The organism is Candidatus Amarobacter glycogenicus, assembly GCF_016704105.1.
In the GTDB taxonomy this organism is placed as follows: Bacteria; Chloroflexota; Dehalococcoidia; order Tepidiformales; family Tepidiformaceae; genus Amarobacter; species Amarobacter glycogenicus.
On record NZ_JADJAT010000006.1, the window covers coordinates 80,043 to 100,579 of the forward strand.

Genomic DNA, 20,537 nt, shown 5'->3' on the forward strand with positions numbered 1-20,537 from the left:
CAATCCCGCCCGCCGCCGCGACAGCTCGCTCGAAGCTTCCCCAAAGACCGGATAGGGATCGCCCGGAAACGGCGACGGCTGGCCTTTCACGGCATCACTCCGCGGCGGCGCCGGGCTTCGCCTTCGGCCAACCGGCCTCTTCGACATCGTGGATGGGGTCGAGGAGGAGGAGTTCCTGCATATCGGTGTATTTTTCGAGCACCGGCTCTCCCGGGACCACGGTCACGAACGGCGGCGGTTCGACGGGCTTCGTCCGCGGGCGGATGAGGCTCTCGGCGAGGAGGTGTTCCACGAAGTCCGCGACGGCGGGCCTAGCGGCCTGGAGCAAGCCGGACGTCTCGAGAGCGGTGGAGCCGGCTGCGATGAGTTGCCACGCGGCGTCGCCGACACCGCGGGAGCTGTAGTAGGCGCCGGTGCCAAGGTGGACGATCAGCACTTCGCCATCGACGCTCTCATCGACGACATCGGGTTTGTTCACTTCGTAACGCGAGTCGAGGGGCATCACAGCATCCTAGCCGAGCGGCGCGGTCGGAGCACCATTCTCGCCCAGGTTTCGGTCCTCCAGGCACGGGGCCGTGGAGCCTTCGGTTGTGCGATGAAGGCGAGCCAGTGCGTGCGGCGCGCCTGATTCAGGCTGCCGGCGCCTCGATGCCGTAGCGGAAGTAGCGGGCGCCATAACGCTCGAACTCGGCCTCCCGCCGCATGCCGACCTTTTCGGCCACTCGCTGAGAGGCGACGTTGCCGACGCGCATCAGGCTGACCAGCCGCGGCAAGCACAAGACCTCGAAGGCGTAATCGCGCACCGCGGCTGCTGCTTCGGTGGCGAAGCCCTGGTCCCACACGTCGCTACGGAAGTCATAGCCGAGTTCGGCCACGGTCTGGCCCTCGATCTCCATCCGCTCCAGCCCGCAGTCGCCAACCAGGCGGCCGCTGGCCGTCTCGACGACGGAGAACAGGCCGTAGCCGAACTGCGACTGGTGGTCCAGGTTGCGCTGCAGCCATCGTTGCATCTGCGCCGGCGTGAGCGGCTCGCTGTCGAAGGAGGCCATCACCCGGGGATCGCTGAAGATCTCGTGTAGCGCGTCGAAGTCGTCGGCCTGCATGGGCCGTAACTGCAGGCGGTGGGTCTTGAGCGTGGTTGTTGTCTTCGTGGTTGTTGTCTTCATCGAGTCATGACGCGAACGATGCCCACCGGCCAGCACGTCGCCTGGCAAGAGCAGCTCGGCCGTTCCAGCTTCGACGAACGGCGCAACTGGGTTATCAGAGGAGAAAAATGAGGGTCGGCGCCGGGTGTCTGAAGGACGCGGGCGGGCGCGCCTCCTCCACCCAGTCGGTAGGCCGGCGGGTCGAGCACCTGTCCTGGGAGAGGCGCCGAACCCTCGGCCGGACTATAGGCAGCAGGCGCATTGGAGCGGGGATTCTTATGACGACGGGATTCGTAAACTTTTGGATCAGCCGGCGTGGGGCGCCTTGCCGACTTCGTAGGGGTTGCTTTCGCGGGCGACCTGGCGAAAGCGGTCGAAGTTGGTGTCGTACCGCCGGACATTCGTGGCGCGGTGGATGCCCTGGTGTTCGCAGGCGGACCCGACGGAGCAACTCTGGCAGCAGAACTTGCGGCCGGCCATGAGGTAGGGGGAAGAGCACGCCGCGTGGCACCGGCTGCAGCGCTGGACCTCGTTAGACATCGGGCGATTCCTCGGGGACGGTTCGGTTCGGCCCTATTATGCACACCATCCGGGTCATACAGGAGGGCAGCGGAGTGTCATCCGGCGGGATGAGCCGTTGCCGCTGACGGTCCTCCAGGCTCGCCGCCCGTGCCGGCGAAGTGCGCCTGGAGGTTGGAAAGTGACTGCTTGATCGTCCGCCGCCAGTGCCGCCTGAGAAGCAGGGCGTCAAGTGCTGGACCGAGCAGCGGCAAGGGCAGCTGATACTCCATCCCATAGCTGAACCTCGTGCCTTCTGCGTGCGGCTCAAAACGCCAGGACGTGCGGTGTGCCATGCCACGGACGGAGACCCCGGTCCAACCGCCATTCTCCGCAAAGTCCGCTATTTCCGTCTCAACGGACGCCGGGATGCCCATGAGACTCGCGCGGTAGGCATACCGCGCTCCGTTGCCGCGCTCGATCGCCGTCGTCGGCCGGAAGTCAGACACCCCCTTAAACCATTCGGCCCAGTGTTGCCAATCGGAGGCATACGCGAACACTTCGTTCAGCGGGGCCGCAACGACGATGCTGTCTTCAATCTGCATGACTGCCTACTCGATTGCCAGGATGTCATATTGTCCTACCTTGAGCCACAAAACGGCAATCCTTCGCCAGCGGGCTTCAGCTCGACGACTCGCGCCGCGGCTGGCGCTGAGGCACGATACCCGCATGGTCCACATCAACCGCGTCTACACCCGTGCCGGCGATGACGGTACGACGGCGCTCGGCGGCGGCCAGCGAGTGAGAAAGGACAGCCTGCGCATCGAGGCCTACGGCACCGTCGACGAGTTGAACTCGACGATCGGTGTGGCCGTCGCGGCCGGGCTGCACCAATCGATGCAGGCGACGTTCTTCGTCATCCAGCAGGTTCTGTTCAACCTCGGGTCCGACCTTTGCATCACGGAAGAGGACAAGACGCGGTTCGCCGTGCCCGGGATCGAAGAGCACCACGTGACCGACCTGGAAACGTGGATGGATGGATGGAACGAGCAGCTGGAGCCGCTGAAGAGCTTCATCCTGCCGGGCGGCGACATGGCCGCCGCCCAACTCCACGTCGCGCGCACCGTCTGCAGGCGGGCAGAGCGCTGCACGATCGCGCTTTCGCGGGAGGAACCGGTCGGCCCGAACGTGATTGCGTACCTCAACCGGCTGAGCGACCTGCTGTTCGTAGCATCGCGCTACCAGGCCAAGCTCTCGGGCAAGGGCGACCTGCTTTGGGATAGCCGGGGCTACTAGTGAGCCAGGAGAGCGGAAGGAGGAGACCCAACCATGGAAAGGTTCGTCGGGAAGGTGGGATTCGTCACGGGCGGCGGGACCGGCATCGGATTCGCCTGTGCCGCGGCGATCGTCGAAGGCGGTGGGAAGGTTGTCATCGCCGGACGGCGGGAGGCGCCGCTTCAGTCCGCGGCCGAATTGCTCGGGAGCGCGGCAAGCTTCGTCCAGTGTGATGTGGCGAGAGACGCCGATGTCGAGGCCGCTCTCGAGACGGTGCGCCAGAGGCACGGGGCGCTCCACCTCGCCGTCAACGCGGCCGGCACCGGGGGCATCGGAAGTGTCCTCAACGGACCGGTCGAGGACTTCGAACGGACGCTCCAGACGAACCTGACCGGGGCATACCGGTGCATCCGGGCGGAAGCGAAGCTGATGAAGACTTCGGGCGGTGGGAGCATTGTCAGCATCAGTTCGATTGCGGGTTCGCACACGCACCACTGGATGACGGCCTACTGCGTCTCGAAAGCGGGACTGAACATGCTGACAAAGTGCGCGGCCGACGACCTGGGCGAACACGGGATCCGGGTGAACGCGGTGGCTCCGGGGCTCGTGCCAACGGACCTCGCCGCCGGGCTCGTCGGCAACGAAACCACGGTCCAGGAATACCTCAACCGCATGCCGGTCTCGCGCCTCGGCACGACCGAGGACATCGCGAACTCCGCCGCGTTCCTGCTCAGCGACGAGGCGGCATGGGTGACCGGCCTGGTGCTGCCGACTGACGGCGGCCACCACCTGCGGCAGGGGCCGAACCTGCTGCCGCAATTCCGCCAGTTCCTGCCGGAAGAACGCTGAGACATGGTCCGCGTGGCCACGGCGAGCGATTTCTGCGGGGTGCCCTGACGATGGACCGCGAGGTCCCCGAGAACGTCCGGAAGAGAGCCATCGCGGCGGGAGCCGAGGCCTGGCTCGACGGCCTGCCGGCGCTCGTCGAAGCAATCGAGCGCGGCTGGTCGATCGAGGTCGGGCGTGTGCTCTCCGGAGGGAGCGAGGCGTTCGTTGCCGAAGCCACCCTTGAAGATCAGACGAGGGCAGTCCTGAAGCTGCTCCTCCCGCGCGACGACGACACCGCATGGAACGAGATCTCCGCCCTGCGGATCGCCAACGGGATTGGTTGTGCCCGCCTGTTCCGCGCCGACATCACGCGAGGGGCGCTGCTCGTCGAACGGCTGGGCCCGCCGCTTTCCGAGAGCGGTCTCCCGGCTCCCAAGCGCCTGGAAGTGCTTTGCGACACGGCGATGCGCCTCTGGCGGCCGGCGCCGGATTGCGGCCTGCCGACAGGCGCGGAGAAGGGGCGCTGGCTCGCCGAATTCATCGTCGCGTCGTGGGAGCGTCTGGGGCACCCCTGCTCGAAACGGGCCGTGGACTATGCACTGGAGTGCGTTGAGCGCCGCATCGCCGCGCACGACGACGCACGCGCGGTCCTCGTTCACGGGGATATCCACGAGTGGAACACGCTCCAGGCCGACGACGGCTACAAACTCGTCGATCCTGACGGGTTGCTCGCGGAGGCGGAGTACGACCTCGGGGTGATCATCCGCGAAGACCCGGTGCTAGTCGGTGACCCAAACCCTCGATCACGTGCCCGCTGGCTTGCCGGGCGCACCGGCTGCGATGAAACGGCGATCTGGGAGTGGGCGGTCGTCGAACGGCTATCGACGGGCCTGGTTTGCGCGACGATGGATTACCAGCCGATGGCGCGCGAACTGCTGGCGGCAGCGGATCGGGTCGCTCGCCTGTAGAGACTGGGGCCACCGCCTTAACTTGACACGCCCCCGCGGCACCCTACCCTATCCTCGCCCGTGGACTACACCCACCGCGGACATCAAGGAGAAGTCACGAAATGGCGGAACTCAAGGACAGCGCGGAACAGTTCGGGAAGGACCTGATGAATCAGAACCTCGCCGGCCTCATGATGGCCTTTACCCCGAACGGCATGGGCCAGGCTATGGCCCTCCAGTCCCAGATGGCCGGTGGCCCTCAACCGAGCGGCGCCCCGACGCTCAAGATCGAAATGGGCGCTGTAGAAGGCGAAGACCACCTCGTCGACCTCGTCATGGGCTCTGAAGGCAACGCGGAGACCGTCACGGTCGCGACGCGGTGGAAGGATGTGGCGGGCGCCTGGAAGGTCGACGGCATCTCTCGCAAGGCATAGGCGCGCCACTCAACGATGAAACGAGAAGCCGGGCCGGTATGGCCCGGCTTCTTCGCACCTGAACCACGTTCGGGCTACGATCGCAGTCCATGGCCAAGTCACTGACCGGGTCCAAACCCCTCCCTCCCCACCAGCGCGTCAAGCGCTTCCTCGACGTGGGATGGACCTTCCTCGTCATCTACCTCACGTACAAGCGCATCCAGCGAAACAAGAAGCTGACTCCCGCCCAGCGCGAGAGGCGCCTTTCGCAGGCACACACGAAGAACGCGGAGCGGATCTACGGCCTGGCGACGCGGCTTGAGGGGATGCTGATCAAGACGTGCCAGTTCATCAGCTCGCGTGCGGACGTTGCGCCGACGGAGTACATCGCGGTACTCAGCCGCCTTCAGGACAGCGTCCCGGCAAGGCCGTACTCCCAGGTGGTGGCGGTGATACGGGGCGAGTTCGGCAAACACCCGGACGAGCTCTTCGACGGGTTCACGCGGGCACCGATCGCATCCGCTTCGCTGGCGCAGGTCCACCGGGCACGCACCAAGGACGGTCACGATGTCGCGGTGAAGGTGCAGTATCCGGGGATCGATCGCATCCTCGAGACGGACCTCCGGAACATCGCGATCCTCGTGAAGATCCTCGCTCGCATCGAGAAGAACTTCGACTTCCGCATCATGATGAGGGAACTGAACAAGGACATGCCGCGCGAACTCGACTTCGAGCTTGAGGGACGAAGCTCCGAGCGGGTAGCGAAGGACCTGGCCCACCGCCACGACATCCGTATCCCGAAGGTGCACTGGGCGGAGACACGCCGGCGAGTCCTCACCACCGAGTTCATCGAGGCGACGAAGATCTCCGACATCGAGGCGCTGCTGGCCGAGGGGATCGACCCGAACCAGGTCGCCCTGATCATGACCGAGGCGTACTGCGAGCAGATCCTGGTGCATGGCTTCTTCCATGCCGACCCGCACCCCGGGAACTTGTTCGTGCTGCCCGGGCCCGTGGTCGTCTTCCTGGACTTCGGGCTTTCGAAGGAGCTGCCGGAGTCTTTCCGGTTGAACTACGCGAAGCTGATCACCGCCCTCATCGCACAGGATAATGAGCGAATGGTGAGCGCCTTCCGGGCTATCGGCTTCAAGACGAAGAGCGACGACCCGGAATCGTTGGTGGCGCTGGGCCAGTCGTTCTTCGACTACGGAGGCATGGACAACAAGCCGTACGTCGATGCGGACGTAATGCCCGAAGTGAACGAACGGCTCTCGCGCATCCTGCAGGCGAACCCGGTGACGGAAATTCCCGGCGACATCCTCCTGATCTTCCGCGTGCTCGGGCTGATGAGCGGGCTCCAGAAGCGCCTCGACAGCCGGGTGGACATGGTGGGGACGATCACGCCGTACGCCGAAGAGCAGGCGCAGAAGCTGCTGGAGATGACGCAGGGCGACGCGGCGGGATGAAGCTGGCGGCGCTCGTGCGTAGACTGCGCCGACCATGACTTCGCCTTCGGGCCCCCGTCTCTTCCCGGAATCCGGGCGCGAACTGCGCGCGCACGACCGCGGCGTTCTGCCCTTCGAGCACCTGCGCGAGCTCGTGCGCGAAGGCGTCCTGGCTGCGGAAGATGGAATCGACGAGGCTCAGCTCCAGCCTGCAAGCATCGACCTTCGGCTTGGCAGTTACGCGCTCCAGGTGCGGGCGAGCTTCCTCCCCGGGCGCGGGACGACGGTGCTCGAGGCGGTCGAGGACCTGCTGATCCAGCGCATCGACCTGGAGTGCGGCGCGGTCCTCCAGAAAGGCGCCGTCTACATCATCCCCTTGCTGGAAACGCTCGACCTCTCGGCAAACCCCGGCCTGCTTGCGAAAGCGAACCCCAAGAGCACGACGGGCCGGCTCGACGTATTCGCGCGCCTGATCAGCGACCGTGCCGACCAGTTTGACGTCATCGAGCGCGGCTACGTTGGGCCGCTCTTCGCCGAGGTCTCGCCGAAGACATTCAATGTGCGGGCGAAGACCGGCACCCGCCTGAACCAGCTGCGCTTCGTGCGCGGCCGTTCCGTCTCGTCACACGCGAGCCGGAAGGCGGCCGAAGACGAAGCGCTGGTCTTCGATGAAAACGGCGAGCCGATGAAGGCCACCATAGATAGCGGCATCTGGTTCTCAGTGGACCTCTCGGGCCGAAGCGGCGATGCCACAATCGGCTGGAAGGCGCGAACCGAGACGCCCGTCATCGACCTGGACCGCATCGGTTACTACGACCCGGGTGACTTCTGGGAAGCCGTGCGCCCTTCGCGGCAACTCATCCTGACTCCGGACGCGTTCTACATCCTCGGCTCGAAGGAGCGCGTGCGCGTTCCTCCGACCTACGCGGCCGAAATGCTCCCGTACGACCAGGCGATGGGCGAGTTCCGCGTGCACTACGCGGGGTTCTTCGACCCCGGATTCGGTTACGGCACAGGTGAACTGCAGGGGACGCGGGCCATCCTCGAGGTGCGTTCGCACGAGATTCCTTACGCGCTGAAGGACGGCCAGCGCATTGGGCGGCTGATGTACGAGCGCATGCTGGCCGTGCCGGAGCGTTTGTACGGCGTGAACGCCGGCTCCTCCTACCAGGACCAGGGGCTGGGGCTGAGCAAGCAGTTCCGGCGTTAGGGGCTGCCTACTGGGGCCTCGCCTCGCACCTCATCCTCAGTACAGCCGGGTTTCGATGTCCTTCTGCAGGCCCGCTTCGATCGCCTCGGCCGGCACCTGGAGCTTGAGCTGGTCGCGCATGACGGCCCCGAGGGATGCGAGTTCGGAGGCATCGCCCCATGCGCCGGCGTCCCACAGGTTCGAGCGTACGACGCACTTGGCGCAGTGGAAGAACGCTTCTTCAACAGTCACGGCGATGGCGAGCCGGACGGGGTGGGCTTTCACGGCCATTTCTTCGAGGAGCCACTGGTCCTTCACGAGACGGGCAAAGCCGTTGACGCGGAGCGTTTCGGAGCGGCCGGGGACGAGGAAGTAGACGGAGACGCGCGGGTTCTCCAGGAGGTTCCGAAACGTATCCGCGCGGCCATTGCCGGGCCGGTCAGGGATGGCGAGGGTGTGCTCATCGAGGACACGGATGAAGCCCGCCGGGTCGCCCTTGGGCGAGATATCCATTTTTCCGCCGGCGCTGGTGGTAGCGATCATCGCGAAGGGGCTCTTCGCGATGAATGCGGCGGCATGTGGGTCGATGAACGTGAGCGACTTATCCCACGCGCCTGAGCCACGCGGGGGCGGAATGATTTCGCGCAGCGCATCCTCGCTGCTGATGACGTCGACAAAGGAGACCACGGAAGACTCGCGGCACGAATCGGTGCCCCGGAATCATCGGGATTCCGGGCGCCCACCACAACCCTCCGCCACCGGGTCCGGACGTCAGGCCCTGACCGGAGATCCGCTGGAAGGGGTCTACGGGGGAGCAGTTGACACGCCGCGTAGAGTCACCCCGGTGTAGCGAGAGCCCCGATGCGGAAACGGGCGGCGCTCCGGTGAAGCGATGGCATTCTTCGACCCTACCCGGCCGAGTTACCGGGCGAACCCATACCCCGCCCTTGCACAGTTGCGGAGAGACGACCCCGTCCATTGGAGCGCAGGGCTCAAGGCATGGGTGCCCACGCGCTACGCCGAGTGCTCCGAGGTGCTCCACGACGGCCGGCGTTTCACCACCGACCCAGCCCTGACGGAGGGAGCCCGCGCGGAAGCGATCATTGCACACCGGGCATCGGCGCCCCTCGGGACCGTGCCAACGCTGGGGACAACCTCTGGCGAAGCCCACCGGGAACTGCGCCGGATCGTGAACCCGGTCTTCGCGCCGGCCGCGGTGCGGAAGGCGACGCCGGACATCGTGTCGGCGGTCGGGCGGCTACTCGAACGACTGCCCACCGGCGAAGCGTTCGACCTCATGGAAACCTTCGCGAACCCCCTGCCGAAGCAGGTCATGCTCGGTGTGATGGGCTTCCCGGAAACAGAAGCAGACCACCTTCAACGACTCCTCTCGAATATCGAGGTGGCTCGCTCGAACCCCCGATCCGTGCCGGCAACGATGGCCGCAGCGCGGTCGGCGCAAGCTGAGGCGGCAGCGATCCTGGAACCTCACCTTGCGGGTGGGCCTTCCGGGGAGACGGTCCTCGGCGCCCTCGCCCGCTCCTGGGACAACGGTGGCGGAATGGGGATCGACGAGGTCCTGTCGGTGGCGGCGCACATCGCGACGGTGGGGTCGGACCCAACCTCTGGGGCGATCGCGAACGCCGTGGCGGCACTGGCGACCGATGGCGAGACGCAAGAGAGGCTGCGCCGGGAACCGCGACAGATGCGAAACGCCACGCATGAACTGCTCCGCTACGACAGCCCGGCGCACATCACACCGCGGTTTGCGGCCGTGGACACGGAACTCGCCGGCAAACGGGTTCGGAGAGGCGATGCCGTCCTGGCGATGGTCGGCGCCGCGAACCGCGACCCGGCAGCGTTCCCGCGGCCGGACGAGATCGACATCGAGCGGGATGCTCGGCGCCAGCTCGGGTTCGGCCAGGGTGAGCACATCTGCCTGGGCGCACCGCTCGCGCTCGCGATCCTGGAGTCGGCGCTGAGCGGCCTGGTTCGCCGGTTCACCCGCATCGAACTCGCAGCGGCCCCCGAATACGGGCCGAGCATCGAACTGCGCGTCCCGGACCGACTGCTCATCCGGTGTGAGTGAACGCTGATTCCGGGAGTGGGCGGTCTTAGAAGAACTTCCCGAAGATCGCTCCCGGGAGCCCCGCTACCGCATCGCCGCCGAGATAGAGCAGGGCGCCCGCCTGGACGGCGACCACCAGCCCCAGGGCGCCGACGAGGACGTTGCCGGCCATGTTCTTGCGGCGGGCCGCGGCGCGCGCTTCGCGCTCGAGCCGTTCGAGTTCGCCCTTGAAGAAGGCGCGGTCGTAATCGCGGCGCAGCTCCGGCTTCGAAAGCACGGCATAGGCCTCGTTCAGCTTTTGCATGGCCTCGCGATAGGTCTCGTCGTCCTCGGACTGCTTCATGAGGTCGTCCGAGAGGCGCGCGTAGGCAGTCTCGATGCCCGAGAGGTCAGCGCGAGTCGGCAGGTTCAGGACCTGGTAGTAGTCGATGAGCTTGGTCTCAGCCACGTACGCTCCTCCCCTACAGAGTAAGAACGGCAGCCGGGACGAAAAGATGAGGGTCGGGCGGTAAACCGCTCAGCGCGCGCAGAGCCCATCGATGTAGTAGCCGACCTGCCTCAGGGGCGAATCGCGGTCGATCTCGGCGCCCCCGAAGACGTGGACGAGGATGAACATGTTGAGGATGCCGGTCACGGCGGTGGAGCAGGTGGGCACGTGGTCCTGGCGGAAGACCCCGGTATCCATGCCGCGAAGGATGATCGCATCGAGCGGCTGGCGGACGCGGTCGCCGAGGCCCTGGGAGAACTCGGCCATGGAAACGCCGCCGAGGCCAAACACTTCGCGGAGGACAAGCGCGATGATCTCCTCCTGCTGGAGGAAGTGCTCCAGGTAGCTCTGGGAGAAGGCCATCACCTGTTGTTTCACGGGTGCTTCGGCAGGGAGGTTCGAGCGGATGGTGTCGGCCATCTCCTCGAGGATCTGGCGGACGATGCTGGCGTAGAGCCCTTCTTTCGAACCGAAGTAGTAGTAGATCATCGGCTTCGTCGTCTGGGCGTCTTCGGAGACTTCCCGGAGCGAAGTCGCGGCGAAGCCCTTCCGGGAGAAGTGGTGAAGCGCGCTCGCGAAAATGCGTTCGCGAACGTCGGCCTCGCGGCCACCTCGGCTGGACGGCGATGAACTCAACGATGGCTCCGGAAAGGCGCAACACCCCGCGGCAGGGACGTTCGACTTACCGGGGAGTATACCGGCGGCGGCGTTACGGTTAACTACATTGCCCGCGGCCTCGGGCTGATCTACGCTCATCGAAACCCTTTAAGGTGGTCCCGTGAGGCTGCCAAGGGAGGAGGTGCCGGCATGGCCGGCAAGCAACACCTTCCGCGCGCCTGTCCCGATAACCGGGGGAGGCGTTTTTCATGACTTCTCCCGCCTCGCCTTACCTCGGCCCAGACGAGATCTCCCGCACTGTCCGCCGGCTGGCACACGAGATCGTGGAGAACAACCGCGGCACCGACGGGCTCGTCCTCGTGGGACTGCTCTCCCGCGGTTACACGCTTGCCCGCCGCCTGGCCGAAGCCATCCGCGAGTTTGAGAACGTGGCGGTCCCGGTCGGAGCGCTCGATATCGGCCTCTACCGTGACGATGTGACCCGGCGCCCGGCGCCACCACCGGTGCGGCCCAGCGAAATCCCCGTGCCGATCGATGGCAAGACCATCGTCCTCGTGGATGACGTGTTGTTCACGGGCCGCAGCATCCGCGCGGCCCTCGATGCGCTGCTCGACTACGGGCGGCCGGCACGGGTACGCCTGGCTGTCCTAATCGACCGCGGGCATCGCGAACTGCCAATCCGCCCGGACTTCGTGGGGAAGAACATCCCGACGGCGCTCATCCAGAAAGTGCAGGTACGGCTGCACGAAGTCGACGGATTGGACGGAGTCTTCGTCTTCGGCGAGGAGGCATCCCATGCTTGAACTGCGCAACCCGGACGCTCCCGCTGTCCCGGGCGAGGCGACCGCCTGGAAGCGGAAGGACCTGCTGGATACCGACACGCTAAGCGAGGCCGAACTCCACCTCATCATGGAAACCGCCGAGGCGATGCGCGAAGTGCGCGCACGCCCGGTCGGCAAGGTGGCGACGCTGCGCGGGTTCACCGTCATCACGCTCTTCTATGAGCAAAGCACACGCACGCGGGCAAGTTTCGAAGTGGCGGCCAAGGCGCTTGGGGCGGACGTCGTGAACCTCACTGCCTCTGGAAGCTCGGTCGAAAAAGGCGAGACCCTGATCGACACAGTGCGGACGCTGGAAGCAATTGGCGCCGACCTCGTGGTGATGCGCCACCCAAAGTCCGGGGCGCCCTACCTGGCGGCGCGCAATACCGCTGCCGGGATCATCAACGGGGGGGATGGCACGCATGCGCACCCGACGCAGGCACTGCTCGACCTCTTCACGATGCGGCGGCATGTCGGCGATCTCGCTGGCAAGAAGGTCGCCATCGTGGGAGACATCCTCCACAGCCGCGTGGCTCGCTCGAACCTCTGGACGCTGCTGGCCTCGGGCGCGGACGTCACACTGTGCGGACCCGCCACCCTCCTGCCGAAGACGCTCGCGGCGAGTGCCGGAGAAGGAGCTCGCTGCACCGTGACGACGCGCATGGAAGACGCGATCGAAGGAGCGGACATCGTCATGGCGCTAAGGATGCAGAAGGAACGCCAGGACAGGGGGCTCATCCCATCGCTGCGCGAATACATCGCGAGCTACCAGGTGAATAGCCGGCGGCTCGCGCTGGCGAAACCGGGCGCCCTCGTGATGCACCCGGGGCCGATGAACGAAGGCATCGAAATCGCACCCGAAGTCGCGCACGGGCTGGACTCGGTCATCGAAGAACAGGTGGCGAACGGCGTAGCCGTGCGGATGGCCATCCTTTACCTGATGGCGACCGGGAGGCACGCATGAACGAGACGCTTCTCCTCCGCGGCGGCCGAATCATCGACCCGGCGCAGGGCATCGACGGGACGCTCGATATCCAGGTCGTCGACGGGGCAGTGACGAAGATCGGGGCAGGACTTGAGGCGATGGGCCGCACGCTCGATGTGAGCGGCTGCATCGTGACGCCGGGTTTCATCGACCTTCATACGCACCTGCGTGAACCGGGATTCGAGCAGAAGGGGACGATTGCGACGGAGACGCTGGCCGCCCTGCGCGGCGGCTTCACGACCATTTGTGCGATGCCCAACACCAACCCGGCGCCGGATGCCGCCGACGTGCTCCGCTCGCTGCGTGAACGCATCGAACGCGATGCCAGGGTGCGGGTGCTGCCGATCGGATGCGTGACTCGTGGACGTGCCGGCAAAGAACTGGCCGAACTGGCGGAACTGGCCGCGGGCGGCTGCGTCGCGCTAAGCGACGACGGCAACCCGGTCGCCAACGCCAGGCTGATGCGGAACGCGATGGAGCTGGCGGCAGCCATGGGCATGCCGATCTCGGAGCATTGCGACGAGCCAGAGCTGAGCCACGGCGGGTCGATGAACGAGGGCCGTGTGAGTGAGCGCCTCGGGCTGCTCGGCCAACCGGAGGCGGCCGAGACGAGCGCGATCGCACGCAACATCGCGCTCTGCGAAGCCACGGGAGCGCGGCTGCACATCGCGCACGTGACCACTGCTCGCGGCCTCGAACTTGTCGCCGATGCCAAGCGGCGGGGGCTCGCGATCACCTGTGAGGTTACGCCCAGCCACCTCTTCCTGACCGAGGAGGCGGTGTTCGGCCCAGGAGCGGAACCCGCCTATGACACCAACGCGAAGATCAACCCGCCGTTGCGGACTGAGGCCGACCGCCGCGCGCTGGTCGCGGGAGTAAACGCGGGCATCATCGATGCCATCGCGACGGACCACGCCCCACACGCGGTCGAGGACAAGCTCTGCGAGTTCGACGACGCCGCGTTCGGCATCAGCTGTATCGAAACCGCGCTCGCTACCGTGACGACGCTTATCGAGCGCGGCGAACTGGAACTGGGCGCCGCAATCCGGGCGCTCACCAGCGGTCCGGCGGGGGTCTTCCCGTTCCCGCCGGACCTGGGAAGCCTCAAGACCGGAGCTCGCGACATCACCGTCATCGATCCAGCCCACCGTTGGACCGTCGACCCGCGCCGCTTCGCCTCGAAGGGCCGGAACACTCCGCTCGGCGGGTTCACCCTCAGCGGCGCCGTGCGCGCCGTGATTTTCGACGGAACAGTCGCCTACGAAATGGAGCCCGCCGGTGCCTGATGCCCTGCTTGTGCTCGCTGATGGTTCGGTGTTCCCGGGGCGGAGCGTGGGCGCGCCCGGCACGGCCGACGGCGAAGTGGTCTTCAACACTTCGATGACCGGCTACCAGGAGATGCTGACCGATCCTTCTTACGCAGGGCAGCTCCTGACACTCACCTACCCGCTCATCGGCAACTACGGCATCGACGAGACGGTCGAGGAGTCGTCACGGATCCAGCCTGCAGGTCTGGTTGTCCGCGAAGCTTCCCTGCGGCCGAGCCATCTGCGTTCCAGGCAGACGCTGCGCGAATTCCTGATCGATCGCGGCGTCGTCGCGATCGACGGGGTCGACACGCGGGCGGTGACGCGCCGGATCCGCCGCTCGGGCGTCATGCCGGGCACGATCACGACGACCGAGACGGCCGAGGAAGCGCTCGCGCGCGTCCGGGCACTTCCCGGCTACGACGACGTGAACTGGGTCGACACAGTGACCACGGACCATGTCTTCGACTGGAACACGCCGACCGGTGAGGGCCGCCACAAAGTGGTCCTTCTCGACGGCGGGGTGAAGCGGAACATCATGCGTTCGCTGGAGGCCCGCGGGTGTTCGGTGAGGGTGTTCCCATCGAACACGCCGGCCGGCGACCTGCTGGAGGCCCGCCCTGATGGCATCGTCCTCTCGCCGGGCCCTGGAGATCCGCGTCTCCTGGATGGCATGGTGACCGAAGTGGCGAAGCTCATCGGGAAGGCGCCGATCCTGGGCATCTGTCTCGGCCACCAGGTTGCCGCGCGGGCCCTGGGCGCGGGCACGTTCAAGCTTCCCTTTGGTCATCGCGGGGGGAACCATCCGGTGAAGGACCTGGTGACGGGCAAGGTGACGATCACTGCCCAGAACCACGGCTACGCAGTCGATGCTGACGGGCTGGACGCGGCGGCGTACGTCAGTCACCTCAACCTCAACGACCAGACAGTGGAGGGCATCGCGCTCAGAAACGAACCGCTGATGACTATCCAGTATCATTCCGAGGCCTGCCCGGGGCCGCTCGACAACGCGTATATCTTCGACCGGTTTGTAGCGATGATGGCAACGGTCAGTGGAGGGGTTCGATGACACGAGAAACAGAAATCCGCAGGGCGACCGAAGCGGACGCCGAAGGACTGGCGGCAATCCTCCGGGGGATGGGGAAGGAGAACGTGGGCCTGCAGGGCACGTTTGATGCCGACCGTATCCGCGCGTGGCTCGGCCGCCTGGGCAGCGACGGCGCGATCTTCGTCGCACTGGATGGCAGCATCCCGGTGGCCTTCGGCTCGTTGGACTTCGATACGGCCCAGCCGGATACCGGCCTGCTCGGAGTCTGGGTCTCGCCCGACCACCGGCGCCGAGGGCTCGCGACCGACCTGGCGGACGAACTGCTGGCGTTCGCGCGTGAGAAGGGCTACCGGCGGATCCGCGGGCGGCTGCCGGAAGGAAACGAACCGGCGCTCAGCTTCCTCTCCGAGATCGGGGCGATGGTCCCGCTCAGGAATCCCAGCATGACCTTCGAGCTCCCACTCTGAGGTGGAGTACAGCAGTGCACGGGGAATGCCAGTGACGGCCCAGAAGCGCCGGCGCAATAACGCGCCCGTCCGTCCGCGCCGCCCCGCCACCGGTGTACCGGACCTCCTGTTCGCCATCGCAACGGCGTTGCTGACGATGGCGGCAATCTTCGTGGCGGCATCGTTCATGGACGAGGACCTCTCGAACGGGGACGCGGGGACCGACCTCGCGCGGATCTTCGCGGCGACGCTCGCCCTTTCCGGGATCCTGTTGGCACTGATGGGGTTCCTGCTGTTGCGGGACGAACGCGGACGGGCGGACCACTATCGTGTGCCGATCCCGGTGGGGGGCCTCATCGGCGGGCTGGAAGGGGCGATGTTTCTTGACCCGCAGGCGCCGGTGTTTCTGCTCGGGCCGCTACTGCTGCTCGTCTTTGCGCTTCGCCCGGTACGCCGCGGCCTCGCCGGGTTGTTCGGCGCGCGCGGGCGGAGGTAACCGAGGGATGAACGCGCCGGACTGCATCCCGAACACGCGCCGGGAGGGCCTTCGCTGGCCCGAACGGCGCCTCACGAGCCACGGAGGCAACGTTTGAAACCTGCCAGCGTCCTGATCATTGGCTCGGGCCCGATCGTGATCGGCCAGGCGGCGGAATTCGACTACGCCGGCACACAGGCCTGCAAGGCGATGCGCGAAGAGGGCGTGCGCAGCATCCTCGTGAACTCGAATCCGGCCACGATCATGACGGACCTCGACGTGGCGGATGCCGTGTACATCGAGCCGCTGACCGTCCCGGTGCTCGAACGAATCATTGCCAGGGAGAAGCCGGAGGGCCTCCTGCCAACGCTCGGCGGCCAGACTGGTCTCAACCTCGCCGTGGAACTGGCGAAGGCCGGGATCCTCGAAAAGTACAACGTCAGATTGCTCGGCACACCGCTGGAAGCCATCCGCCGCGCGGAGGACCGGGAGCTCTTCCGCGACATGCTCACCAAGCTCGACGAGCCGGTCCTCGAAAGCGAGATCTGCCACACCCTCGAAGAATGCGTAGCGGCGGCCGCGAAGATCGGCCTGCCAGTGGTAATCCGGCCGGCTTACACGCTGGGCGGCACGGGCGGTGGCATGGCGTTCACGATGGAGCAGCTCCGCACCACCGCTGCGAGCGGATTGGCCGCGAGCCCGATCACCCAGGTGCTCGTCGAGAAGAACCTCCTCGGCTGGAAAGAAGTCGAATACGAGGTGATGCGGGACGGCGCGGGCAACTGCATCACCATCTGCAACATGGAGAACTTCGACCCGATGGGCGTCCACACGGGGGATTCCATCGTCGTCGCGCCGTCGCAATCGCTCAGCGACAAGGACTACCAGATGCTGCGGTCGGCAGCGCTGCGGATCATCGACGAACTCGGCATAGAAGGCGGCTGCAACGTGCAGTTCTCGCTGGCGCCGCGCAAAGACATCACGGATTGGCCCGGCGACCCCTATGCGCCGCTGCCCTACTACGTCATCGAAGTGAACCCCCGGGTCTCGCGCTCTTCGGCGTTGGCCTCGAAAGCAACCGGTTACCCGATCGCCCGGGTAGCGGCGAAGATCGCCTGCGGCAAGACCCTCGACCAGATCCCGAACGCGGTCACCCGGAAGACGACGGCCGCCTTCGAGCCGGCGCTGGACTACTGCGTCGTGAAGATCCCGCGGTGGCCGTTCGACAAGTTCGCCCTGGGCGACCGCCTGCTCGGGACGCAGATGAAAGCGACCGGCGAGGTGATGGCCATCGACCGGTCGTTCGAAGCGGCACTGAACAAGGCGGTGCGGTCGCTCGAAGTTGGCGGTCACAGCCTGCTCTGGGAACGCGCGGAGTGGAAAGGCGGCGGCGAGTTCCCGTTGCACGCCACCGATGAGCGCCTGTGGGCCCTGATGGCCGCGCTGCGGCGGGGCGCGAAGCCGTTCGACCTTTCGCGCCAGACGGCCATCGACCCGTGGTTCACCGAACGCCTCGAAAACATCGTCACGATGGAAAAGCGACTCCTGAACGAAGCCCTCACTCCGGACCTTCTCCGCGAAGCCAAGCGCATGGGCTTCAGCGACGAGATGGTGGGCCAGCTCGCCGACCGTTTGCCGGAGCAGATCCGGGCGCAACGCCACGAATGGGGGATCCGGCCCGTCTACAAGATGGTGGATACCTGCGCGGCCGAGTTCGAAGCGGCCACACCGTACTTCTACAGCACCTATGAGACCGAGAACGAAGCGCTGCCGCATGACGGTGCGACGGCGATCGTCATTGGCAGCGGCCCGATCCGAATTGGCCAGGGGATCGAGTTCGACTACGCGAGCGTGCATGCCGCCTGGGCGCTCCAGGACGCCGGTATCCGGTCGATCATGGCAAACTCCAACCCGGAGACCGTCTCGACCGACTTCGACACCTCCGACCGCCTTTACTTCGAACCGCTCGATGAGGAAGGCGTCCGAGACATCATCGAAAACGAGACCGGGTCGAGCGACGAACCCCCCGCGTCGATCGTCCAGTTCGGCGGGCAGACGGCGATCAACCTCGCCGAGGCCCTGCGCCGCGCCAGCCTGCCGATCATCGGGTCCAGCGCCGAGACGATCGACACCGCGGAAGACCGGCGGCTGTTCGAGCGCTTCCTCCAGGACCTTGGCATCCCTCAGCCCCCGGGAGCCGCAATCCTCACCCTCGAAGAGGCGATGAAGACGGCCCAGGCGATCGGCTACCCGGTGCTGGTGCGCCCTTCCTACGTGCTCGGTGGCCGGGCGATGGAGATCGTCCAGAACGCGACCGAACTCGTGACGTTCGTGGCTCAAGCAGCCGAGGTGGCGCAGGGCAAACCCATCCTGATCGACAAGTTCCTCGATGGCCGCGAAGTCGAGGTCGATGCGATCTGCGACGGCCAGCAGGTGCTCATCCCCGGGATCATGGAGCACATCGAGAAGGCAGGCGTCCACTCGGGCGATTCGATGGCGGTCTATCCGCCGCGCCACCTGGATGAGGCGGAACGCGCGACGATCGTCGATTACACGCGCCGCATCGTGCTCGGGCTGGGAGCGATCGGGCTGACGAACATCCAGTACGTGGTGCTACCGCGCATCGCGGGAGAAGGCCCGCGCGTCTTCGTCCTCGAAGTGAACCCGCGCGCGAGCCGGACCGTGCCGTTCCTCTCCAAGGTGACTGGTGTGCCGATGGTCCAGCTCGCGGTGGGCGCGATGCTGGGCAAGAAGATCGCCGCCCAGGGATACCCGGACGGGCTCTGGCCCGAGCGCAACCTGGTCGCGATCAAGGCCCCGGTCTTCTCGATGTCGAAGCTAACCGGCGTCGATACGTACCTCGGCCCGGAAATGAAGAGTACCGGCGAAGTGATGGGCATCGACCGGACCTTCGAGGCTGCGTTGGCGAAGGCGTTGATGGCTTCTGACCTGGCGCTGAAGCCCGGGAGCAGCATCCTGCTGAGCATAAGCGACCGCACCAAGGCAGATGCATTGCCCCTCGTGAGGCAGCTGGTTGCTTCTGGCTACGAGCTGTACGCGACTGAAGGCACAGCGAAGATGATCGAGGCCCTGGACCTGCCGGTGACTCCGGTGACGAAGGTCCTGAGCGGGCAGCACCCGAACGTGGTGGACGTGATCATGAACGGTTCGGTGAAGTGCGTGCTCAATACATCGGAAAACCGGTTCACCGGTTCGCTGCGCGATGGCTTCCACATCCGCCGGGCAGCCGCCGAGAAGCGTATTCCGTGCTTCACCTCGATCGACACCATGCGGGCGGCGGTGCAGGCGCTCGCGACCGCTTCCGAGTACGAAATCGCCACGTTGCGCGAGTACGTGGAATGAACATCGAAGAGGCGCGGATCATTTCGACCGAGCGGGCCTGGGACGGCGCGTACATCACCTGGTTCCACGCACCTGCGATGACGCGCGGAGTGGAAGCCGGGCAGTTCGTGATGGTGCATTGCAGCACCGAGGGCCTTGACCCGATGTTCGCCCGCGCCTTCAGCTATTACCGAATCGATGGCGACCGGTTCGCACTGCTCTATGCCCGTGTGGGACGCGGTTCGGGGTGGCTGAGCGAACAACCCCCCGGCGCGCCGGTGCGCATGTACGGTCCGCTCGGCAACGGCTTCACCTTCCCCGAGAGCCCGGCGAACCTGCTCCTCATCGGCGGTGGCGTTGGCATCGCACCCCTCGTCGATACCGCCGAACGGGCGATCAACGCCGGGCACCACGTGGTCGCGATGATGGGCGGCCGCACCTCGAGTCACCTCCTCGCCGCATCCGCGTGGCCGAAGGAAGTGGAGTACATCGTGGTGACGGAAGACGGCTCGACCGGCGCGCGGGGCTTCGTCACGCAGCACCTGGGCAAGTACCAGGAGTGGGCGAACCGCATTTATGCCTGTGGGCCGAACCCGATGTTCCAGTCGCTGGCGGACGTTTTGCGGAACAATGGACGGCGCCAATCTCCCCAGATCTTGATGGAGGAGAACATGCCCTGCGGGTGGGGGATGTGCTACGGCTGCGCGGTCTTCACCAAGCACCACGGCGTGAAGCTCTGCTGCAAGGACGGCCCGCGGTTCAACCTGTTCGACGTGTTCTAGGAGCCAGGTCCGATCATTGCGCCTTCGGAGTAGGAGGCACACCACCCATCATCCGCTTCATCACATCGGGGTTCATCCAGTTCCAGGGGGCGTTGGCGGTCTCCTTCACCCACTGGTCCCACTCCTTCGCCGCATCGCTCGCCAACTCGCCCAGCTTGACGTTGGCGCCGACGAGCTTGCTGCCAGACGCGAAGAACTCGCCCCAGTACTGGAGCACTTCGGCGTACTGCTTGCCGAATTCGAGTGCCCGTTCGGACGGACCGAAGAACCCACGCGCACGCGCCATGTTGCCTCCCCGCAGTGCCGCCCCGGCGAGTATACGGCAGGCTGGCATCACGACATGTACTGTCGACTTTAGAACATTTGTCTTGACATGCGAACAGTCGTTCGCATAGTCTCACAGGACTTTCGAACGGAT

23 protein-coding genes are annotated in these 20,537 nt (G+C 65.9%); 15 read left to right on the forward strand and 8 right to left on the reverse strand.

All coding sequences use genetic code 11. The annotated features are described in order from the left end of the window. Window positions 1-94: 94 nt before the first annotated feature. The 4 genes from IPG14_RS09805 to IPG14_RS09820 form a co-directional block, all read right to left on the reverse strand. Window positions 95-502: a PqqD family protein gene (locus tag IPG14_RS09805; RefSeq protein WP_343391673.1), complete on the reverse strand. Its 408-nt coding sequence runs from the start codon at window positions 500-502 to the stop codon at window positions 95-97. Window positions 503-629: 127 nt separating this feature from the next. Next, window positions 630-1,214, reverse strand: a complete 585-nt coding sequence (locus tag IPG14_RS09810; RefSeq protein WP_343391674.1) for a GNAT family N-acetyltransferase — start codon at window positions 1,212-1,214, stop codon at window positions 630-632. A 237-nt stretch (window positions 1,215-1,451) separates the two neighbouring features. Further along, window positions 1,452-1,685 (reverse strand): hypothetical protein, encoded by a 234-nt coding sequence (locus IPG14_RS09815; protein WP_343391675.1) that lies wholly within the window; start codon window positions 1,683-1,685, stop codon window positions 1,452-1,454. Window positions 1,686-1,762: 77 nt separating this feature from the next. After that, a complete protein-coding gene (locus tag IPG14_RS09820; RefSeq protein ID WP_343391676.1) occupies window positions 1,763-2,248 on the reverse strand; it encodes an SRPBCC family protein in 486 nt (161 codons plus the stop codon). A gap of 124 nt (window positions 2,249-2,372) precedes the next feature. Between IPG14_RS09820 and IPG14_RS09825 the strand changes: the two genes are divergently transcribed. The 6 genes from IPG14_RS09825 (at window position 2,373) to IPG14_RS09850 (ending at window position 7,761) form a co-directional block, all read left to right on the forward strand. Then, a complete protein-coding gene (locus IPG14_RS09825; RefSeq protein WP_343383961.1) occupies window positions 2,373-2,939 on the forward strand; it encodes a cob(I)yrinic acid a,c-diamide adenosyltransferase in 567 nt (188 codons plus the stop codon). A 33-nt stretch (window positions 2,940-2,972) separates the two neighbouring features. Beyond that, a complete protein-coding gene (locus IPG14_RS09830) occupies window positions 2,973-3,767 on the forward strand; it encodes an SDR family oxidoreductase (RefSeq protein ID WP_343391677.1) in 795 nt (264 codons plus the stop codon). A gap of 50 nt (window positions 3,768-3,817) precedes the next feature. Further along, a complete protein-coding gene (locus IPG14_RS09835; protein WP_343391678.1) occupies window positions 3,818-4,714 on the forward strand; it encodes an aminoglycoside phosphotransferase family protein in 897 nt (298 codons plus the stop codon). Window positions 4,715-4,815: 101 nt separating this feature from the next. After that, window positions 4,816-5,127 carry a hypothetical protein gene (locus IPG14_RS09840; protein WP_343383958.1) on the forward strand — a complete coding sequence of 104 codons (312 nt, stop codon included), beginning with the start codon at window positions 4,816-4,818 and terminating at the stop codon, window positions 5,125-5,127. An 89-nt stretch (window positions 5,128-5,216) separates the two neighbouring features. Further along, window positions 5,217-6,572 carry an ABC1 kinase family protein gene (locus IPG14_RS09845; RefSeq protein ID WP_343383957.1) on the forward strand — a complete coding sequence of 452 codons (1,356 nt, stop codon included), beginning with the start codon at window positions 5,217-5,219 and terminating at the stop codon, window positions 6,570-6,572. Between the two features lie 34 nt (window positions 6,573-6,606). Beyond that, on the forward strand, window positions 6,607-7,761 hold the full coding sequence (locus tag IPG14_RS09850; RefSeq protein WP_343391679.1) for a 2'-deoxycytidine 5'-triphosphate deaminase: 1,155 nt from the start codon (window positions 6,607-6,609) through the stop codon (window positions 7,759-7,761). A gap of 36 nt (window positions 7,762-7,797) precedes the next feature. Here IPG14_RS09850 and IPG14_RS09855 read toward each other — a convergent pair whose 3' ends face one another. Then, window positions 7,798-8,427, reverse strand: coding sequence for an MSMEG_1061 family FMN-dependent PPOX-type flavoprotein (locus tag IPG14_RS09855; RefSeq protein WP_343391680.1), 630 nt, complete (start codon window positions 8,425-8,427; stop codon window positions 7,798-7,800). A 205-nt stretch (window positions 8,428-8,632) separates the two neighbouring features. On the opposite strand from IPG14_RS09855, the gene IPG14_RS09860 reads away from it, so the two are divergent. Continuing rightward, window positions 8,633-9,829, forward strand: coding sequence for a cytochrome P450 (locus IPG14_RS09860; protein WP_343391681.1), 1,197 nt, complete (start codon window positions 8,633-8,635; stop codon window positions 9,827-9,829). 25 nt (window positions 9,830-9,854) lie between these two features. Here the strand turns inward: IPG14_RS09860 and IPG14_RS09865 are convergent, their stop codons facing one another. Together IPG14_RS09865 and IPG14_RS09870 are read right to left on the reverse strand one after the other, a co-directional pair. Continuing rightward, window positions 9,855-10,256: a J domain-containing protein gene (locus IPG14_RS09865; protein WP_343383952.1), complete on the reverse strand. Its 402-nt coding sequence runs from the start codon at window positions 10,254-10,256 to the stop codon at window positions 9,855-9,857. Between the two features lie 69 nt (window positions 10,257-10,325). After that, window positions 10,326-10,931, reverse strand: coding sequence for a TetR/AcrR family transcriptional regulator (locus tag IPG14_RS09870; RefSeq protein WP_343383951.1), 606 nt, complete (start codon window positions 10,929-10,931; stop codon window positions 10,326-10,328). A gap of 230 nt (window positions 10,932-11,161) precedes the next feature. Between IPG14_RS09870 and pyrR the strand changes: the two genes are divergently transcribed. The 8 genes from pyrR (at window position 11,162) to IPG14_RS09910 (ending at window position 20,119) form a co-directional block, all read left to right on the forward strand. Then, complete coding sequence (gene pyrR / locus IPG14_RS09875; RefSeq protein ID WP_343383950.1) at window positions 11,162-11,716, forward strand: bifunctional pyr operon transcriptional regulator/uracil phosphoribosyltransferase PyrR; 555 nt, start codon at window positions 11,162-11,164, stop codon at window positions 11,714-11,716. Then, window positions 11,709-12,698 (forward strand): aspartate carbamoyltransferase catalytic subunit, encoded by a 990-nt coding sequence (locus tag IPG14_RS09880; RefSeq protein WP_343388475.1) that lies wholly within the window; start codon window positions 11,709-11,711, stop codon window positions 12,696-12,698. Before pyrR ends, IPG14_RS09880 begins: the two co-directional genes overlap by 8 nt. Then, a complete protein-coding gene (locus IPG14_RS09885) occupies window positions 12,695-14,005 on the forward strand; it encodes a dihydroorotase (protein WP_343391682.1) in 1,311 nt (436 codons plus the stop codon). The genes IPG14_RS09880 and IPG14_RS09885 overlap by 4 nt, the downstream gene beginning before the upstream one ends. After that, complete coding sequence (carA, locus tag IPG14_RS09890) at window positions 13,998-15,095, forward strand: glutamine-hydrolyzing carbamoyl-phosphate synthase small subunit (RefSeq protein ID WP_343383947.1); 1,098 nt, start codon at window positions 13,998-14,000, stop codon at window positions 15,093-15,095. The genes IPG14_RS09885 and carA overlap by 8 nt, the downstream gene beginning before the upstream one ends. Further along, the gene (locus tag IPG14_RS09895; RefSeq protein WP_343383946.1) at window positions 15,092-15,541 is read left to right on the forward strand and encodes a GNAT family N-acetyltransferase; all 450 of its coding nucleotides are present in this window, start codon (window positions 15,092-15,094) and stop codon (window positions 15,539-15,541) included. Before carA ends, IPG14_RS09895 begins: the two co-directional genes overlap by 4 nt. 31 nt (window positions 15,542-15,572) lie before the next feature. Beyond that, window positions 15,573-16,016, forward strand: a complete 444-nt coding sequence (locus tag IPG14_RS09900; protein WP_343383945.1) for a hypothetical protein — start codon at window positions 15,573-15,575, stop codon at window positions 16,014-16,016. Window positions 16,017-16,109: 93 nt separating this feature from the next. Further along, a complete protein-coding gene (carB, locus tag IPG14_RS09905; protein ID WP_343391683.1) occupies window positions 16,110-19,358 on the forward strand; it encodes a carbamoyl-phosphate synthase large subunit in 3,249 nt (1,082 codons plus the stop codon). Beyond that, a complete protein-coding gene (locus IPG14_RS09910; RefSeq protein ID WP_343391684.1) occupies window positions 19,355-20,119 on the forward strand; it encodes a dihydroorotate dehydrogenase electron transfer subunit in 765 nt (254 codons plus the stop codon). Before carB ends, IPG14_RS09910 begins: the two co-directional genes overlap by 4 nt. A gap of 13 nt (window positions 20,120-20,132) precedes the next feature. Here the strand turns inward: IPG14_RS09910 and IPG14_RS09915 are convergent, their stop codons facing one another. Continuing rightward, on the reverse strand, window positions 20,133-20,405 hold the full coding sequence (locus tag IPG14_RS09915; protein ID WP_343383942.1) for a hypothetical protein: 273 nt from the start codon (window positions 20,403-20,405) through the stop codon (window positions 20,133-20,135). Between the last annotated feature and the right edge of the window lie 132 nt (window positions 20,406-20,537).

Bases quoted from the DNA above. Each gene is read 5' to 3' on its own strand.
- IPG14_RS09805 (WP_343391673.1), bottom strand. From the start codon at position 502: ATGCCCCTCGACTCGCGTTACGAAGTGAACAAACCCGATGTCGTCGAT.
- IPG14_RS09815 (WP_343391675.1), bottom strand. From the start codon at position 1,685: ATGTCTAACGAGGTCCAGCGCTGCAGCCGGTGCCACGCGGCGTGCTCT.
- IPG14_RS09820 (WP_343391676.1), bottom strand. From the start codon at position 2,248: ATGCAGATTGAAGACAGCATCGTCGTTGCGGCCCCGCTGAACGAAGTG.
- IPG14_RS09825 (WP_343383961.1), top strand. From the start codon at position 2,373: ATGGTCCACATCAACCGCGTCTACACCCGTGCCGGCGATGACGGTACG.
- IPG14_RS09830 (WP_343391677.1), top strand. From the start codon at position 2,973: ATGGAAAGGTTCGTCGGGAAGGTGGGATTCGTCACGGGCGGCGGGACC.
- IPG14_RS09835 (WP_343391678.1), top strand. From the start codon at position 3,818: ATGGACCGCGAGGTCCCCGAGAACGTCCGGAAGAGAGCCATCGCGGCG.
- IPG14_RS09840 (WP_343383958.1), top strand. From the start codon at position 4,816: ATGGCGGAACTCAAGGACAGCGCGGAACAGTTCGGGAAGGACCTGATG.
- IPG14_RS09845 (WP_343383957.1), top strand. From the start codon at position 5,217: ATGGCCAAGTCACTGACCGGGTCCAAACCCCTCCCTCCCCACCAGCGC.
- IPG14_RS09850 (WP_343391679.1), top strand. From the start codon at position 6,607: ATGACTTCGCCTTCGGGCCCCCGTCTCTTCCCGGAATCCGGGCGCGAA.
- IPG14_RS09860 (WP_343391681.1), top strand. From the start codon at position 8,633: ATGGCATTCTTCGACCCTACCCGGCCGAGTTACCGGGCGAACCCATAC.
- pyrR (WP_343383950.1), top strand. From the start codon at position 11,162: ATGACTTCTCCCGCCTCGCCTTACCTCGGCCCAGACGAGATCTCCCGC.
- IPG14_RS09880 (WP_343388475.1), top strand. From the start codon at position 11,709: ATGCTTGAACTGCGCAACCCGGACGCTCCCGCTGTCCCGGGCGAGGCG.
- IPG14_RS09885 (WP_343391682.1), top strand. From the start codon at position 12,695: ATGAACGAGACGCTTCTCCTCCGCGGCGGCCGAATCATCGACCCGGCG.
- IPG14_RS09895 (WP_343383946.1), top strand. From the start codon at position 15,092: ATGACACGAGAAACAGAAATCCGCAGGGCGACCGAAGCGGACGCCGAA.
- IPG14_RS09910 (WP_343391684.1), top strand. From the start codon at position 19,355: ATGAACATCGAAGAGGCGCGGATCATTTCGACCGAGCGGGCCTGGGAC.
- IPG14_RS09915 (WP_343383942.1), bottom strand. From the start codon at position 20,405: ATGGCGCGTGCGCGTGGGTTCTTCGGTCCGTCCGAACGGGCACTCGAA.